Annotated in this window: 16 protein-coding genes; 8 read left to right on the forward strand and 8 right to left on the reverse strand. The window is 36.5% G+C overall.

The window, feature by feature from the left end; all coding sequences use genetic code 11:
• Window positions 1-101 precede the first annotated feature (101 nt).
• A complete protein-coding gene (locus OPF91_RS13135; protein WP_264989256.1) occupies window positions 102-1,007 on the forward strand; it encodes an Rgg family transcriptional regulator in 906 nt (301 codons plus the stop codon).
• Window positions 1,008-1,576: 569 nt separating this feature from the next.
• On the opposite strand, the gene hflX is transcribed toward OPF91_RS13135, so the two are convergent.
• From hflX to putP, 3 genes are all read right to left on the reverse strand, one after another.
• Entirely contained in the window at window positions 1,577-2,863 is a 1,287-nt protein-coding gene (gene hflX / locus OPF91_RS13140; protein ID WP_264989258.1) for a GTPase HflX, read from the reverse strand.
• A gap of 101 nt (window positions 2,864-2,964) precedes the next feature.
• Entirely contained in the window at window positions 2,965-3,807 is an 843-nt protein-coding gene (locus tag OPF91_RS13145) for a DMT family transporter (RefSeq protein ID WP_373877054.1), read from the reverse strand.
• A gap of 195 nt (window positions 3,808-4,002) precedes the next feature.
• A complete protein-coding gene (putP, locus tag OPF91_RS13150) occupies window positions 4,003-5,487 on the reverse strand; it encodes a sodium/proline symporter PutP (protein WP_264989262.1) in 1,485 nt (494 codons plus the stop codon).
• Window positions 5,488-5,660: 173 nt separating this feature from the next.
• On the opposite strand from putP, the gene OPF91_RS13155 reads away from it, so the two are divergent.
• The 7 genes from OPF91_RS13155 to OPF91_RS13185 all read left to right on the forward strand — a co-directional run bounded on the left by OPF91_RS13155 (window position 5,661) and on the right by OPF91_RS13185 (window position 13,689).
• Window positions 5,661-6,824, forward strand: coding sequence for a class I SAM-dependent methyltransferase (locus OPF91_RS13155; RefSeq protein ID WP_264989263.1), 1,164 nt, complete (start codon window positions 5,661-5,663; stop codon window positions 6,822-6,824).
• A gap of 190 nt (window positions 6,825-7,014) precedes the next feature.
• Window positions 7,015-7,635 (forward strand): DUF47 domain-containing protein, encoded by a 621-nt coding sequence (locus tag OPF91_RS13160; RefSeq protein ID WP_264989264.1) that lies wholly within the window; start codon window positions 7,015-7,017, stop codon window positions 7,633-7,635.
• A gap of 20 nt (window positions 7,636-7,655) precedes the next feature.
• The gene (locus OPF91_RS13165; protein ID WP_264989265.1) at window positions 7,656-8,672 is read left to right on the forward strand and encodes an inorganic phosphate transporter; all 1,017 of its coding nucleotides are present in this window, start codon (window positions 7,656-7,658) and stop codon (window positions 8,670-8,672) included.
• A gap of 117 nt (window positions 8,673-8,789) precedes the next feature.
• Window positions 8,790-9,482 (forward strand): response regulator transcription factor, encoded by a 693-nt coding sequence (locus OPF91_RS13170; RefSeq protein WP_264989266.1) that lies wholly within the window; start codon window positions 8,790-8,792, stop codon window positions 9,480-9,482.
• A complete protein-coding gene (locus OPF91_RS13175) occupies window positions 9,475-10,566 on the forward strand; it encodes a sensor histidine kinase (protein ID WP_264989268.1) in 1,092 nt (363 codons plus the stop codon). The genes OPF91_RS13170 and OPF91_RS13175 overlap by 8 nt, the downstream gene beginning before the upstream one ends.
• A 61-nt stretch (window positions 10,567-10,627) precedes the next feature.
• Window positions 10,628-11,443 (forward strand): M15 family metallopeptidase, encoded by an 816-nt coding sequence (locus tag OPF91_RS13180; protein ID WP_264989269.1) that lies wholly within the window; start codon window positions 10,628-10,630, stop codon window positions 11,441-11,443.
• A gap of 128 nt (window positions 11,444-11,571) precedes the next feature.
• Entirely contained in the window at window positions 11,572-13,689 is a 2,118-nt protein-coding gene (locus OPF91_RS13185; protein ID WP_264989270.1) for an MMPL family transporter, read from the forward strand.
• Between the two features lie 49 nt (window positions 13,690-13,738).
• Here OPF91_RS13185 and OPF91_RS13190 read toward each other — a convergent pair whose 3' ends face one another.
• The 5 genes from OPF91_RS13190 to OPF91_RS13210 form a co-directional block, all read right to left on the reverse strand.
• Window positions 13,739-14,347 (reverse strand): alpha/beta hydrolase, encoded by a 609-nt coding sequence (locus tag OPF91_RS13190; protein ID WP_264989562.1) that lies wholly within the window; start codon window positions 14,345-14,347, stop codon window positions 13,739-13,741.
• A 19-nt stretch (window positions 14,348-14,366) separates the two neighbouring features.
• On the reverse strand, window positions 14,367-14,558 hold the full coding sequence (locus tag OPF91_RS13195; protein ID WP_264989272.1) for a hypothetical protein: 192 nt from the start codon (window positions 14,556-14,558) through the stop codon (window positions 14,367-14,369).
• A gap of 13 nt (window positions 14,559-14,571) precedes the next feature.
• Window positions 14,572-15,036, reverse strand: coding sequence for a hypothetical protein (locus tag OPF91_RS13200; protein WP_264989273.1), 465 nt, complete (start codon window positions 15,034-15,036; stop codon window positions 14,572-14,574).
• A gap of 181 nt (window positions 15,037-15,217) precedes the next feature.
• Window positions 15,218-15,841, reverse strand: a complete 624-nt coding sequence (locus OPF91_RS13205) for an NUDIX hydrolase (RefSeq protein WP_264989274.1) — start codon at window positions 15,839-15,841, stop codon at window positions 15,218-15,220.
• 12 nt (window positions 15,842-15,853) lie between these two features.
• Window positions 15,854-16,942, reverse strand: a complete 1,089-nt coding sequence (locus OPF91_RS13210; protein WP_264989276.1) for an AI-2E family transporter — start codon at window positions 16,940-16,942, stop codon at window positions 15,854-15,856.
• Window positions 16,943-17,100 lie beyond the last annotated feature (158 nt).

Here is a 17,100-nt window from a genome sequence, read left to right on the forward strand (position 1 = left end):
AATTATGTATAATAAGCATTACATATTATAGATATTATCCATTTTAGGGATTTTTTCGTTTTTTTGTAAAGTATACTTGACTTAATTTAGGGGTGGTTGAAATGTTAGGAGAAATAGGATTAATTGTTAGAGATATAAGACAATCTAAAAATTTAAAATCAAGTTATGTCTATAAAGGCATATTTTCACGACAAGCTAGTAGTAATTTCGAAAAGGGCTTAAACGATACAACGGTTAAAAAATTTTTCATCATATTAGAACGGCTCAATATTTCACTTGAAGAATTTCATATTGCTTTAACAAAGAATAAAAGTAATCAATTTCAATTGTTCAGTGAAATATCCAAATACTTTTATAAAAATGATATGAACAGTTTGGTGAAAATAATGTTTGAAATGGAGGAAAAGTACACTATAAAAAATAATATTAAATACCTTCACTATAAAATTATGATTGGACAAATTATAAACACGATGAATAAAAAGGAGCAAACCGATGATTTTGATATCTTAAGAAATTATTTAGTTAATTGTAATTCATGGGGCTATTATGAAATCGTCTTATTTGGAAACTGTTTAAATTACTTTTCACAAGAGTTTATTGATATAGTATATTATCGTATCAAAAAGAATCTCAATCAAATCCAAAATTTTAATCGTTATACAAACGAGTTAGCAAAGCTTCTCTTAAATATTATTTTTTTAAATATTAAAAGGGGAGATTATACTTGTGCAAAAAAATATTTAGTAGAATACAATACCTTAAGCTTATCTCTAGAAAATGATTCTTACTATAATATAATGCGGAAATTTTTTAATAGTTTAATGGATGTTCTATGCAAACAGAGCGATACTTTTGAGAATTTAGAAAAGATATTAAATATATTAGAGTTTTTAGAACTTGATAATAAAAAAAAACAATGTATTTCACTTTTAGAAAGTTTGAATTTCAAAGTCAACCCTTTTCAAACTGAACATGCTATTGTTTATAAAATTCAGCAACAATAATAGGGATTCAACCAACATTTCGAGGATTTTATACGCTCAGCTCACTTCTACCTGCTTGTCGTTTTCACACTTGTAAAACATCCGATTTTTACATTTATAGTTATTTTCGTTGAACTCCCTCCAAATGAACCTATTTATACTCTCCCTTTACCACAAGCAAAATTGTTCTTAGGTTGAACACCGATTATTTTTTGAAAAATAAGTTAGGCAACGACTTGTCAGTTCATAGTTATTGAGAAGAATTTTTTATATCAGGTTGTTCCACTCACAACATCCGATTTGTTAACCAATACTCGTGGACAAACATGCTCGATTCTATTTGGTTATGCAGCCGCTCTTGTTATCCATTAATCAAAGTGACTGACCAAATGATTTCCACTTCATCTGCTCCATATAGATTAGGTAATTAGCGTTCGCTATTAATGAGGAACTTGTAATAATGTTTTTCTATAGACAAATTCGTATCATAAACTCCTTCTTTTTATTTTTACGATAAATTAACATTTTTAACCATTATCAAAAACAAAAAAATGCCGATAAGCTAGACAAAATGCTTATCGGCATCTTTATTACATCACGACATATTGCTGATATTTAGCATAATCCGCTTCTTTTACTTCAAGTGTCAACAATGTACCTGTTTCCTCATAAGCCGTTTCATATACAGAGGCATGTTCGTTTAAGTATGAAACAACTCCACCTTGCTCATAAGGAACCAACATTTTACATGTAACATAATCCGAAAAAATATGCTGACGAATCATTTGTAGTAATTCATCCAATCCAACGCCTTGCTTTGCCGAAATCCAAATATTATCTCCACTTATTACGGGATACGGCATACTCGCTTTATCTGCTTTATTGTAAACATAAATCGTTGGGATTCCCTCTACACCTACATCTTTTAATGTTCCATCCGTTACTTCCATCATAAATTGATATTCTGGGCTTGAAACATCTACTACTTGTAGTAATAAATCTGCATCCCGTGCCTCCTCTAATGTCGAACGGAATGCTTTTACAAGATGATGAGGTAGCTTACTAACAAAACCAACTGTATCTGTTAATAAAAATGATTTTTTATCAGCTAGCTCGATTTGACGTACCGATGTTTCCAATGTAGCAAAAAGCATATTTTTTTCAAAGACCTGCTTATGATCTGCATGACCAATTTTCGCCAAAAGCTGATTCATAATCGTTGATTTACCCGCATTCGTATAGCCAACAATCGACACCACAGGCACATCATTTTTGCGACGCTGTTTACGCTGTGTTTCTCGTTGCTCTTTTACATGTTCTAACTCTTTTTTGATTTTTGCAATTTGATCCTCGATTTTTCGACGGTCCAGCTCAAGCTTCGTCTCCCCCGCACCGCGGTTTTTAAAGCCACCGCCTGTGCCACCACCTTGTCGACTAAGCGATGCATGCAATCCAACTAGGCGTGGTAACATGTATTGTAATTGAGCTAACTCTACCTGTAACTGTGCTTCACGAGTTTTCGCTCGTCGTCCAAAAATATCTAAAATCAACATTGTACGGTCAATCACTTTTGCCTGTAAATCACGCTCTAAATTGCGGATTTGTGAGGGTGACAATTCATCATTAAAAATAATAATATTTGCCTGTGCTTCATCGTAAAAGTTTTTAACTTCCTCGATTTTCCCTGTTCCTACATAATGCGACGGTACAACACGTTCTAAATTTTGCGTAACTACTCCTACAACCTCTACATTCAAGGCTTCCGCTAAATTTTGAAGTTCTTCCATTGAATAGTCAAAGTGTTCATCATGTCGTAAATTCACACCAACTAAAATGGCTTTTTCCACTAATTCCTCTACCTCTTTAATTCTATCCATTCACAACCTCCTACCAAACACACTTGTTCCACCTACAAATTTTCTTCATCTTACCATAGGATGAAAAAAGATGCGCCCTTTGACTCAAAAGGCGCACTTTTTTATTTTGCACGATTAGCCATTGTTAATACAAGAATACCAGCAAAAATGAATAGAATACCTACCCATGATGTCCATGCTAAATACTCTCCAAGGAAAAATACACCAAGCAATGCAGCCGTTAGAGGCTCAGCCAGGCTCAATGTAACAGCAGCTGAAGACGGTATTGCTCGTAAACCTCCTAAAAACAGCATATAGGCTAAGCTCGTTGTAGCAATTCCCATATAAATCATTGGCCATACATTATTCATCGTTCCCATCCAGCTTAATCCTTCATACCACGCAAATGGCAATAACAATAGAGCACATAACGAAAAAGTCATAGCTACTGCTGGCATTGTTGCCACTCTTTCAGTCAAACGTTTACTAACATTCGTATACAGGGCAAACATACATCCACCACCAAGCGCTAACAATATACCAAAACTATTCACAGTTGCTTTACCGCCAACTGCAAATAATAAAAAGCAACCAAGAATGGCAAATGTAGTTGAAATAACCCATATCTTTGCCAATCGCACCTTCCAAATTAGCCATTCAATCACTCCTGCAAACACAGGTGCACTTCCAATGGTGACAACTGTACCAATAGCGACTCCCATATAACGGATGGATGAAAAGAACAAGCCTTGAAACAGTGCAATAGCAATTGCTGCAAGGATATTCCATCTCCACGGCCATGTTGTCCACTTTATTGTTCGAGCAAATACTAATAGTACACCTCCACCAATAGCTGAGCGTAGACAGGCTACTGCAATAGGTGATATATCTCCTTGTAAAAACGTTTGTGTTGTACCCGTTGTTCCCCAAAGTATAGCAGCGAACAGCACCATTAAATAGTACATTTGCATCCCCCTCCGTATAGTCATTAAGTCGAGCTACCTTTAACGGGGAGAACTATCATCACGCATACTCCATTAAAAGCAAGAGAATACGGTTGGTACATCATTTTCGAATAACATTGTCCAAAACATAGCCATTCACCTCCATTGAACATATGTAAAACAAATGCGCCTTTGTTCAGAAAAGGCGCATTGCATTTATCTTTCTTCTTTCAATAACTGCTCTGTGCGATTAAATTCCTCCTCGATTTCTCGATTTGGCTTATAAGTAACCACACTTACAACAATCGCTACAAGTAAACATACAATAAAACCGGGGACAATTTCATACAGTGCTGAAGATAGCATTTCTACTTTCCCCCACACAAACGCTGTTACTGCACCTGTGACCATGCCACTCAATGCACCGTAGTTTGTGAGCTTTCTCCAATATAAAGATAATAAAATAATCGGTCCAAAGGCTGCTCCAAAACCAGCCCATGCAAAGCCAACTAAGCTCAAAATATTACTATCTGGATTCCAAGCTAAAATCGCTGCAATAATAGATACAACTAATACAGCCATACGACCAGCAAAAACATAATGCTTATCATCTGCTGTTTTATTAAATAACGCTTTGTAAATATCCTCTACAAGTGCTGATGATGTTACAATCAGTTGTGACGAAATTGTACTCATAATTGCCGCTAAAATCGCTGCCAGCATTACACCTGCAATAAATGGATGGAATAAAATTTGCCCTAATACAATAAATACAGTTTCAGGATCCTTTAATACACTACCTTGCTGTTGATAATATGCTACACCTACCAACGCCGTAGCAAGTGCTCCAAATAAGCTTAGCATCATCCACCCAATACCAATTCGGCGCGCTTGCTTTGTTTCTTTCACAGAGCTAATCGCCATAAAGCGAACGATAATATGTGGTTGTCCAAAATAACCTAAACCCCATGCAACAGAAGAAATAATAGCTGTTGCCGTTGCTGTCGCTGGTAATAAACTTAAATGCTCTGGATTTACAGCCTTAATGGAATCAATCGTTTCTCCTAATCCACCCGTTAAAAATAGCCCAAATATCGGCACAGCAATCAATGCTATAAACATCGTTAAACCTTGTAAGAAATCTGTATAGCTAACAGCTAAAAATCCACCGAATAGTGTGTAGGCTACTACAACACTCGATACAAGCAATAAGCCTGTGTGGTAATCATAGCCAAAAGAGCTATCAAAGAACTTGCCTCCTGCTACCATACCTGACGATACATAAAAAGTGAAAAATACTAAAATAATAATACCTGAAGCAATTCGAATCAATTTCGTGTTGTCACGTAATCGATTATCCAAGTAACTCGGAATGGTAATCGCATCATTGGCAACTTGTGTATAGACACGTAATCTTGGGGCTACTAGAAGCCAGTTCAAGTAAGCACCCATTGTTAAACCAATCGCAATCCATGCCTCGACAAGTCCCGATAAATAAATAGCACCTGGTAAGCCCATTAGTAACCAACCAGACATATCGGCTGCACCTGCACTAAGTGCTGTAACAGTTGGACCAAGTGAACGCCCACCAAGCATATAGTCGGTTAAATTAGATGTTCTGACAAAGGCATACCACCCTACTGCCAACATCGCAAGCATATAAATAATAATGGCAAGTAATTGATACATATTAGCTGACATATCTCTTCCTCCTATTCTGTAGTTAGTATTTGAACTATCACCATAAACATACCACAACTCCAAATCCAAACCTATATCTGCCAAAGATGTCAGTCATCTTATTTCTAAATCAAAATAAGCTAAAATATGATAAACTAATGCCATCTATCACACAATAAAAAAGGCGGAACGATATGACTTTTGAAGAAATGAAAGCTTTATTAATTGAAAAAATAACACAGCACCAACTGATTACAGCCACGATTAGTCAGCCACGAATGAAATCTAATGACATAAAACGTATTAAGCTAAAACCGATATTGCTTAAAGATATTTACCATATTCAAATGGAATATCAATTTGAACGTATTTTGAAGCATGAAAATATAGCATTAACTGAATTCCCTGCAAAGCTTGAAGATTTATTTGCAGACTATCGCCAAGCACATATTGACCTACTTGACGAAAAAATTCACATACAATTATCGAAAAAGAACAAAGTAATGTGGAAGACTGAAAAAGCAGCTACTCAAAAGCAAGTCAACCTTTCACATAATCGAAAAAAAAATTATCTTTTAGCTGAGGATACACCTTATCCATTTTTAATTCGGCTAGGTGTACAAACGGCAGATGGCAAAGTGAAAAAACAAAAATACGATAAGTTTAAACAAATCAATCGTTTCATTGAATTTATCGATGATGCCTTAGTTCATTTACCAAAAGACCGTCAAGTGCGTATTTTGGATTTCGGCTCGGGTAAATCATATTTAACCTTTGCACTCTACCATTATCTAAAAATCGAAAAAGGGCTCGATATTCGTGTCACAGGATTGGATTTAAAAAAAGAAGTCATTGAAGAATGTGCACAAATTGCAGAGGACTTAGGCTATGAACAGCTTGAGTTTTTAGTAGGCGATATTAATGATTATAATAATGAATCTGCGGTCGATATGGTGGTTACACTCCATGCCTGTGATGTCGCAACGGATATGGCACTGGCACGAGCTGTCAAATGGGGAGCACGTGTGATTTTAAGCGTACCTTGCTGTCAGCATGAGCTTAATCGTCAGTTAGATACACCTGCACTCGATATTATGTTACAGCACGGTCTTGTACGTGAACGTTTTGCTGCCCTTGCTACAGATGCTATCAGAGCAGAAATTCTATCACTCGTTGGCTATGAGACACAATTATTAGAGTTTATTGATATGGAAAACACGCCAAAAAACATTTTAATACGTGCCTACCAGACAAATAAAAAACCAAGTGCTGAACAGCGTGCAAAATATGATGCGTTCGTGAAACTACTTCATGCAAAGCCATTTTTAGCAAACGAGTTACACGACTACTTATCTTAATGTAATCCAATTAGTCACAAAATTTCCTTCATTATGATGTCAGCGAGCTATGAACAATTGCTTATGTTACAGAATTGTAAAGTTTGTTGTCGTAACAATAAATTTTATGTAGATTTTTTAAGTTTTTTGTTACAATGGTTAAGTTTAGAGGGATGTTACTTTTATTTATATTTAGGGAGATGCAATCTATATGCTTAATTCAAAAAAACAAGATCCTTTCTTTGTTGCACTGCATAAAATCGCTGAAAATATGCAGGAAGCTGTTCACTATGCAAATGATTTTCGCATTAACAGTGTGGCTGACTTAAAGGAAATTAGTATTACGATGAAAAATTATGAAACAGCTGGGGATAAGCTTATTCATGAACTAATCGTTATGTTAAACAAATCCTTTATGACACCGATCGAGCGTGAGGATATTTTAGAGTTTGCCATTCGTATGGATGATATTTTAGATGGAACAGAACATTGCATTGCACATTTTGAAATGTTCTCTTTAACAGAAGTCGATGAGTCGATGCGTACATTTTTAGGCTATATTTCACAAAGTGCTGATGAAATCGTCAAAGCTACAGAAGAATTAAAAAAGAAAAATATGGTTGGTATGCGCCCACATGCTATTTTGATTAAAGATTATGAGCGCAAATGTGATGAAGTACAACGAGTATCCATTAAGCAATTATTTATTAATGAAAAAGACCCGATTCGCATCATTAAATATAAAGATATATATGAACAATTAGAAGATATCGCAGATCATTGTCAAAATGTAGCAAACACAATGGAGACAATTATTATGCGTAATGCATAATTAGGAGATGGACACTTGTCATGAATACAATCGTTATCTTAACTATATTGGTCGTTATTTTCGCCCTAACCTTCGACTTTATCAACGGCTTCCACGATACCGCTAATGCAATTGCAACTTCGGTATCTACTAGGGCTTTACCACCACGTGTTGCTATTTTAATGGCTGCTATTATGAACTTCATTGGAGCCATTACTTTTGTTGGCGTAGCAAAAGCACTGACAAAAGATATTGTAGATCCTTTCTCATTAAATGCCTTTGATGGTGATACAACGGGTTCTGTGGTTATTTTAGCCGCACTTATCTCAGCAATCATTTGGAATTTACTTACATGGTATTTTGGCATTCCATCTAGTTCTTCCCATACATTAATCGGTTCTGTTGCAGGTGCAGCCATCGCCTCTGCTGGCTTCGGAATTTTGAACTATGGTGGCTTTACAAAGATTATTATGGCTTTAGTATTATCACCAATTTTAGCGATTTGCGCAGGCTTTATCATGATGTCGATTTTTAAATTACTCTTTAAAGATTTGAATTTATACCGGACAAATAAAGGCTTCCGTATCGTACAAATTATTACGGCTGCCATTCAATCCTTCACACATGGTACAAATGATGCGCAAAAAGCAATGGGGATTATGACAATGGCTTTAATCGCTGGTGGTCTGCATGTAGGAGAGGAAATTCCTTTCTGGGTACGTGCTGCTGCTGCTCTAGCCATGGGTCTTGGTACATCGATTGGTGGTTATAAAATTATTAAAACCGTTGGCGGGAAAATTATGAAAATCCGTCCTGTCAATGGGGTTGCTGCTGACTTAGCTTCAGCATCCATTATCTTTGGTGCTACATTAATCCATTTACCTGTGTCTACAACACACGTTATCTCATCCTCTATTATGGGTGTAGGTTCTGCCCAACGAGTACGTGGCGTTAACTGGGGAATGGCTCGTAAAATTGTGACAACTTGGGTTATCACTATGCCAATTTCTGCTGTAATGGCAGCGATTGTCTACTTTGTATTATCATTATTATTTTAAATACATGAAGAGCTATGAAAAAATGAGAGTTACTTTTTCATAGCTCTTTTATTATGTATAACATCATAAGCACTGATAATTATTTTTGCGTATAATACATATTGAGGTGATTGGCTTATGCAAAAAGCAAAAATTATTGTTATTGATGATGAAAAAGAAATTGCAGATTTAATCTCTTTTCATTTAGAAAAAGAATTTTATGATATCATCACATGCTATGACAGCACAAAAGTATTATCCATCTTACAAAATCAAATGATTGATCTTATTATAGTAGATATTATGATGCCTTACATCAATGGCTATGAATTAGTCTCACAAATTCGCAAAAATTTTAATATGCCTATCATTTTTGTGAGTGCGAAAACTTCAGACTTCGATAAAGTACATGGGCTTGCTATCGGGGCAGATGATTATGTAACAAAGCCATTTACGCCAATCGAGTTAGTAGCTCGTGTCAATGCACAGCTACGTCGGTTTAAAACATTAAATACACCTACTTCTGCTACAGTTCCCGTTATACAATACGGTGGATTGGTCATTATACCCGAACAACGTGTGGTAAAGCTATATGACGAGTTACTTGATTTAACACGTAAAGAATTTGATATTTTATATTTACTAGCTAGCCATCCTAAAAAAGTATTTAGCACAGAAAATATTTTTGAAAATGTATGGAAGGAGGCTTATTTTGAAAGTGCAAACACGGTTATGGTACATATTCGTACTTTGCGCAAAAAGCTAAAGGAGGATAAAAAAAATCAATTTATTAAAACTGTATGGGGAGTAGGGTATACATTCAATGACTAAACGATTCCACAATTTCCGTGTCCAGATGGCCATTTTATTTATTGTTAGCATAGTTTATTCAGGAGCTATTACAGGTAGTATCTTCTATATCCTCCGCTGGTACTATAGGCAAAATGCTTATTATGGCTCTACCTTAGCTGATTTACGTCAAACGATGCGTGCTATTGGTGATATTAATGTTTTTTTAATCGTCTTTATCCCTCTATCTTTTGTGCTATTTATGTTGTTAACGAAAAAATATACAGGCTACTTTAACACGATTTTTACAGGGATTCGTCATCTTGCAAATGGAGATTTTTCACATAAAATCCATATTCAAAGTCGCAATGAGTTTGGTGAGATTGCTGAACATATTAATATGGCGACCAAAATGCTGCAAGAAGCGATTGAACGTGGGGATTTTTCAGAGACAAGTAAAAATGAGTTAGTGGTCAATTTAGCACATGATTTACGAACACCCCTCACCTCGGTCATTGGCTATTTAGATTTACTATTGCAGGACAAAACCTTAACTGAGGAACAAAAAAGACACTTTTTAATGATTGCCTATACAAAAGCAGGACGGCTTGAAGGGCTGATTGATACATTATTTGAAGTAGCTAGATTAAACTATGGAATGCTGCCATTAAAATATACAACCTTTGATATTGGACATCTGTTATTACAACTCTCAGATGAGCTATATCCCATTATGGAACAGGCTAACCTTACGATTCGTGCTGACATAGAGGATAATTTGACGGTGCAGGCAGATGGTGAGCTATTAGCACGTGCCTTTGAAAATTTACTGACCAATGCCTGTCGTTATGGGGCAGATGGACAATATATTGACCTTACTGCCAAAACAGTCAGTGATACTATTGAAATTCGCATTTGTAATTATGGCAGCACCATCCCAGAGCAAGATTTACCTCATCTATTTGATATGTTTTATACAGCTGATAAATCTCGTTCTTCCCAGCATAATAGTACAGGCTTAGGCTTATTTATTGTGAAAAATATTATTGAACAACATGAGGGCACGATTTCAGTCACAAGTTCATTGAAAGAAACATGTTTTACCACTTATTTAAGAAAGATTTAAGAATTTCCCTATAAAGCATTTAAATTCTCCTCTCTATGATTAAAGTAAGGAGGCGAAACAAATGAAAAAAATAATCACGATTGTAGCCATATGTATAATCGGTGGATGGTTTATTATCGATAATCCATTCAAGCACAATCAGACAAATAATCATATAGCAGCTACATCTTACAATGAGCAAGTGTATCAAGGTGATTTATTATTAGTCAATCACGATTTCCCAGTAAAAAAAGACTATATTCCAACAGATATCGTCAATGCGTTAGAAACGAATACCAACAATTATTACATGGTTTTATATAATGATATTTTAATTTCTGAGTATATTAAGGCACCCTTTGAAGCTTTGATGGAGCAAGCCTATCGTGATGGTATCTCTACCTTTTTAGTTAGCAGTGGCTTTCGGAGCTTTGCTGAACAACAGAAATTATACGATGAATATGGCAGTAAAAGTGCGCTGCCAGCTGGCTATAGTGAGCATAATTTAGGCTTATCTTTAGACATTGGCTCTACACAAGGCCGTATGGAAGATACAGCAGAGGGACAATGGCTTGCCGATAATGTTTGGCAATATGGCTTCATTATGCGTTACCCTAAAAATAAAACACGTATTACAAACATCAAATATGAGCCTTGGCATATTCGTTATGTAGGTCTCCCGCATAGCCTACTTATGCGAAAAAAGAATTTAGCACTTGAAGAATACCTTGCATTTTTAAAAACAGAGCAAACAGTTTATGCCTCTGTAAATGGACAAGATTACACAATCAAATATTACGAGGGCAACCAATTCTCAGAAGATTTACTGCCTGAAAATCAAGCTTATACTATATCGGGTGATAACCAAAATGGGGTTATTGTGACAATTGAAACTTAATATACTAAGCAAGGTTGTCAAAAAATTCATCTTTTTGACAGCTTTTTTTCTTAGATTGATTTTACACACGACAAACACAGCACTATCTTATACACTAAAGTAAATAATATAAAAGGAGGGATATCCAGTTGAAAGGTTTCTCAATCTTTATTACGAAACATGCAAAGATTGTTGTGGCACTCTGGCTTATTTTTTTCATTAGTATGGCTATCTTTGCCTTCCAGTTACCCAATAAGCTACAGGGCGATGGCTTTGCCTTTGATGGGGATCATTCATACGTGATGGATGAGCTAGCATCAACATTCGATCTACCAGCGAACACCATCTTAGTCGTTTTTGATACTGTATCTGAGCCAAAAATACAAGAAACATTAAATCAATTAGAAGATGTAAAAGAAATTCATTCCATTCAATCACCTTTAGAGGATACTACCTTACAAAAGGGCTCTATTTCTTATGCGATTGTACATATTCAAAACGATGTGGAACATATAACAGAGATTGTAAAAGAGATACGCTCATTAATTGAAGGCGATGGCATACAGCTGACAGGTGGACCTGTTATTTCAGGTGATATTAATACGGCAAGTCAAAAGGATTTAGCATCTGCTGAGGCAATTGGCTTACCAATCGCTATTCTTGTACTACTTCTAGCATTTGGAACAGTTGTTGCTTCCATCTTACCTATCATAATCGGCGTCATCACAGTTGTTACAGCATTTGGTATACTGTCATTGCTAGGCGACCAAGTCAGCCTTTCCATCTTTGTGTTAAATATTGTACCAATGCTTGGACTTGCTTTAAGTATTGATTTTGCCTTACTATTCATTAATCGTTATCGTGAAGAACGCCATCACACGTCGATTGCACAAGCCATCCAAACGGCCATTCAAACAGCAGGACGCTCCATTATTTTCTCCGCTGTGTGTGTCATGATTGGCTTAGGAACAATGGTTGTCATTCATGTAGACATTTTTCAAAATATCGCTCTAGGAGGTACGATTGTTGTATTACTTGCTGTGTTATCGGGGTTAACTTTACTTCCTGCAACCGTAATGCTCCTAGGTGACCGTTTAAACAAATGGCGTCTATTACGTGTGAAGTCAGGTGGCATTAGTCGCTGGTATGGCTTTGCAGGATTTGTAATGAAGCATCCTGTGAGTATCATTATTGCGGCATTGTTACTATTGGGCATTGCCATCATTCCGTTAAAAGACATGGAACTTGCTATCCCACAGGTGGATTCATTACCAACAAGCTATGATGCACGTAAAGCCTATGATAAATTAGAGGATACCTTTGGCTTAGGTGATACTTCTACATTATATTTATTAGCTGAAAGGAAAGAGGGATGGGAGGATGCAGAGGCAAGAACGTTGATTTATACAATTCAGGAAAAGCTCATGGCTGATCCACTTGTCACTAATGTATCCACAATCTATACAATGGCGAATATCGTATCACCGCAGGACTTGGAAAATTCGCTTACTATACCGCAAGCCGCTGAGCAATTACAACCTATTGTGCAAGCATTTGCTAAAGATACAAAGCTCTTTATACCCATTACATTAGATACGTCAGGCTCGTCTACTACTGCACAAAAATTTGCACGCACATGGATGACAAAAAATTTAGGCGTGAAGTTCACACTTGGTGGACAGGCAAAATTCAATCAAGAAATTTTCGATGAGATTGCCAATAAAATTGTTTTTGCCATTGTGATTATTTTAGTATCTACCTTCTTTATTTTAATGCTAGCCTTCCGTTCTATCTTAATTCCATTGAAGGCGATTGTAATGAACATTATCGGCTTATCTGCTGCATTCGGGATACTCGTCTATATTTTCCAATACGGTCACTTTGGCATTGAAACGAGCTCTATTGCGCTTATCATCCCTGTCATTGTCTTTTGCCTTGTATTTGGCTTAAGTATGGACTATGAAGTGTTCCTTATTTCAAGGATACAGGAGGAATATCAAAAGGGTGCAACCAACACAAAAGCGACAATCGATGGTTTAACATCCACAAGCCGCATTATTACGTCAGCAGCGTTGATTATGATTGTCATTACAGGGGCATTTGCTTTCACAGATGTCATGCCTGTTAAGCAAATTGGTGTTGGCATTGCGATTGCTGTTGCCATTGATGCCACAATTATTCGACTCATGCTCGTTCCAAGTTTGATGAAGTTATTTGGGGACTGGAATTGGTGGTTGCCGTTTGCTAAAAAGAAAAAAATTCATTGACAAAAAAGGTCCCGCCTCCTATCTTACTTTAGGGGGCAGGACCTTTTTATTAACTATTAATGCTATCATACCATTCTTTTGCAGCCTGTACCTCTGACATTGTTAGCTGGTGCCCATAGTCAAACCACGCTGTCGTTACCTTCGCTCCTGCTGCTGTTAATAATGTCTCTAAATCAGTAGACTCCTGTGCTGAACATAACGGATCATTCGTACCAGCACCAATAAAGATAGGTACATCCTGCAATACTGGCAACTCAATGCCACGTCTTGGCACCATCGGATGATGTAAAATAGCTCCTGCTAAAGCATCCTCATAGTGAAATAGTAAACTTGCTGCAATATTCGCTCCATTGGAATACCCAATCGCTATGACACGTTGACGGTCAAAGCTATATTGCTGTGCCGCTTCTGTTAAAAAATCATTTAATTCCTGTGTACGGTAAATTAAATCCTCTATATCAAAAACACCTTCTGCTAGACGGCGGAAAAAGCGTGGCATACCATTTTCTAAAATATTTCCTCGAACACTTAATAGATTAGCTGTAGCATCAATTTCCTGTGCTAGCCCCACTAAGCTCTGCTCATTGCCACCCGTACCATGTAGTAACAGTAATGTTGGCTTTGTGTCATCTGTACCTTTGTGAAAAATATGCTGCATCATAGCCCCTACCTCTCAATTATCTTGAATTCAAGATAATTGTAGTATGTGGCGAAACAAAATTCAAGCTTTTCGATTTATTTATTTCCCAGTTCTCACGATTTGGTTGTTCTTGATGATTTTTATAAAATGTTGTAATCGTAATCACTGCAAATAAACACGCTACGATAAGGCTTACAATTACAATAATGACCATTTTCTTACCACTCATGCATTGCTCCTCCTTATTTCTTTAAACGAAATCCTTCTTCTAGCAAATATTCCTTTGCAGCCTCATATGTCCCAAAGGCTTCCTCCAGATTATCTCCATGATAGATATTCCATGAACGCTGCTCAAATATTAATTGTAACTGTGTACCCTCACGACTTTTCCAATTCTCTACAATCGGTTCATCCGCCTCATGCTCATCCGATAAATATTGAATCGCATCCTCAATAATCTCACGTAATTGTTGCTCATCATAATCACGAATATTTACTAAGCCTTTGTCATTTGCCTCTTTTTCATAACGCAATAAATCACCGACAAAAACAAAGCCATTGCCATTCGGATGTAACTTCTCCACCACTATTGTTTTTTCATAAAGACTATCTGCATAATGGTAATTTAAACGTTTTAGCGAAACTTCCTTTTTCGTTAATGTTGGAAATGAATCAATAATCGCTTGTTTTTCTTCAAATGTTAGCATTTTACATGCCCCTTTCTATCAATTACGCCCCAACTAACTCTCGTCCAGATTTTTTTCGAGCTCGCTCGAAAAGCTCCTCTTCAAAATCTGTGACATCCGCCGGGGCTTTTATTTTGGCGCAGCAGGTCTGCACCAAAATAAATTCTACTCTCTTAGTATAACGCAAAAATAGAACAAGCCACTATAATTGACTTGTCCTACTCATCATTTTAGCAAAATGAATAACTTGCGCCATATATTGTTCACGATAAGGTACAAAGTGAGCCATTGTGACAGGTCGCATTATTCTAACCCGTCCACCTGCTAGGAAATATTCATAGCCCTCGACATTCAGCATCGCCGTTTCGCCCGAAAAGAAGCTCTCTGCCTCATCCAATTTCACTCTCACAATACCTGCTACTTCTTCTGATTGTAAATGAAAAGCATCCCAATCATGTTGAAATGGGTAAAAATAGACATGGCAAAATTCATTATCCACCATATTTTCAGATATGATACTACAAGATGTCATCCCCATTTTCACAGCAGTTTGTCTATCTACTGAAATGCCAAGCTCTTCTTGTACCTCACGAAATCCTGATTCAGCGGTTTCTTCAGCTAATAAATGCCCTGCCGCTGTAATATCGAGCAAGCTAGGATAATCCTTCTTCTCCGCACTCCGAAGTTGAAAATAAATATAATCATTATTCACAAGCCAGCAATGAAATGTTTCATGCCACAGTCCCTTTGTATGTACCTCTGCTCGAGTGGCTGTTCCAATTTGCTCATACTGTTCGTTAAAAACCTTCAAAACTTCATGTTCCATTTTATCGTTCCCCTACAATGACTTTGTAGCTTTTTGCTTAATGGCATTACGTTCAGCATATAGATTGCCTACAATCACCTTTAAAACTGCATAGAATGGCACTGCAATGATAATACCAATAAAGCCTGCAATATTACCCGCAGCTAAAATAATCGTAATCACCGTCAATGGGTGGATATCCAAGGATTTCCCCATTACATTTGGTGTAATAAAATTACTATCAACTTGCTGTGCTACAAGTGTAATCACTGCTACCCAAATCACCATAATCGGATCCTGAATAAGTGCCATAATCACAGCAGGTGTTAGGGCAATCCATGGTCCAATAAATGGAATCATATTCATAAAGAAAGCGAAAATCGCTAATAATAAAGCATACTCTAAACCAATCGCATAGTAACCAATAAATATCATCAACGATAATAAAAAGCTAATGAGCAATTGTCCTTGAATATAGCTTCTTAAAACACCATCAATTTCACTCAACGTCTTTTTTATCCATGCTTGACGTTCCCCACTAAAATATTTATAAATAGAAGGGGCAAATTTCTCATGATCCTTCAACATATAAATAAAGAAGAATGGGATTAAGACTGCTAATAGGGAAACAGATACTAAAGATTGGATAAAAGATACGACACCTCTACTTGCTACAATCGCTATATCTTGTACCGAATCTGCCATATTATCAATGAATTGCTTTAATTGTGGAGGGAAATTGTCCCTATTTTTCAAGCTTTCTAATACATAATCTGTAGCATCCTGAATACTTGCACTAATCATCGGTGCACTTTTCACTAAATTATTGATTTGGATAGCGATTGGGTTACCAATAATCCAGCCAAATCCACCAACAATGGCTACCATACCTAAAATAATCGTTAAAATACTAGCCCATCTTGGAAATTTACGCTTCTCCAAAAATCGTTGTACAGGCTCCGCTATATAGTACAGTACACCACCTAATAATAATGGTATGAAAATAGCCTTCAACAAAATTACAAGTGGTGAAAAAATCCATTGTATTTCTACAAAATATTTAATAATGAGTAGTGCTAGTAAAATACCGACACCTACTTGAAACCAAACTTTCCTTGTCATCTCGCTTCACTTCCTTTTACTATCACAGTTACTGAAAATATTACTAATATATAGCACATTGCGCAAGTAGCTTTTGACTCCTCTTATTTGAGGAGCTATCCGCCACTTTAGTGTTTCTATCCGTCTAAACTAAAAAATTCGCACCACTTATATTAACA

This window comes from Lysinibacillus piscis (assembly GCF_026012395.1).
Taxonomy (GTDB): Bacteria; Bacillota; Bacilli; order Bacillales_A; family Planococcaceae; genus Lysinibacillus; species Lysinibacillus piscis.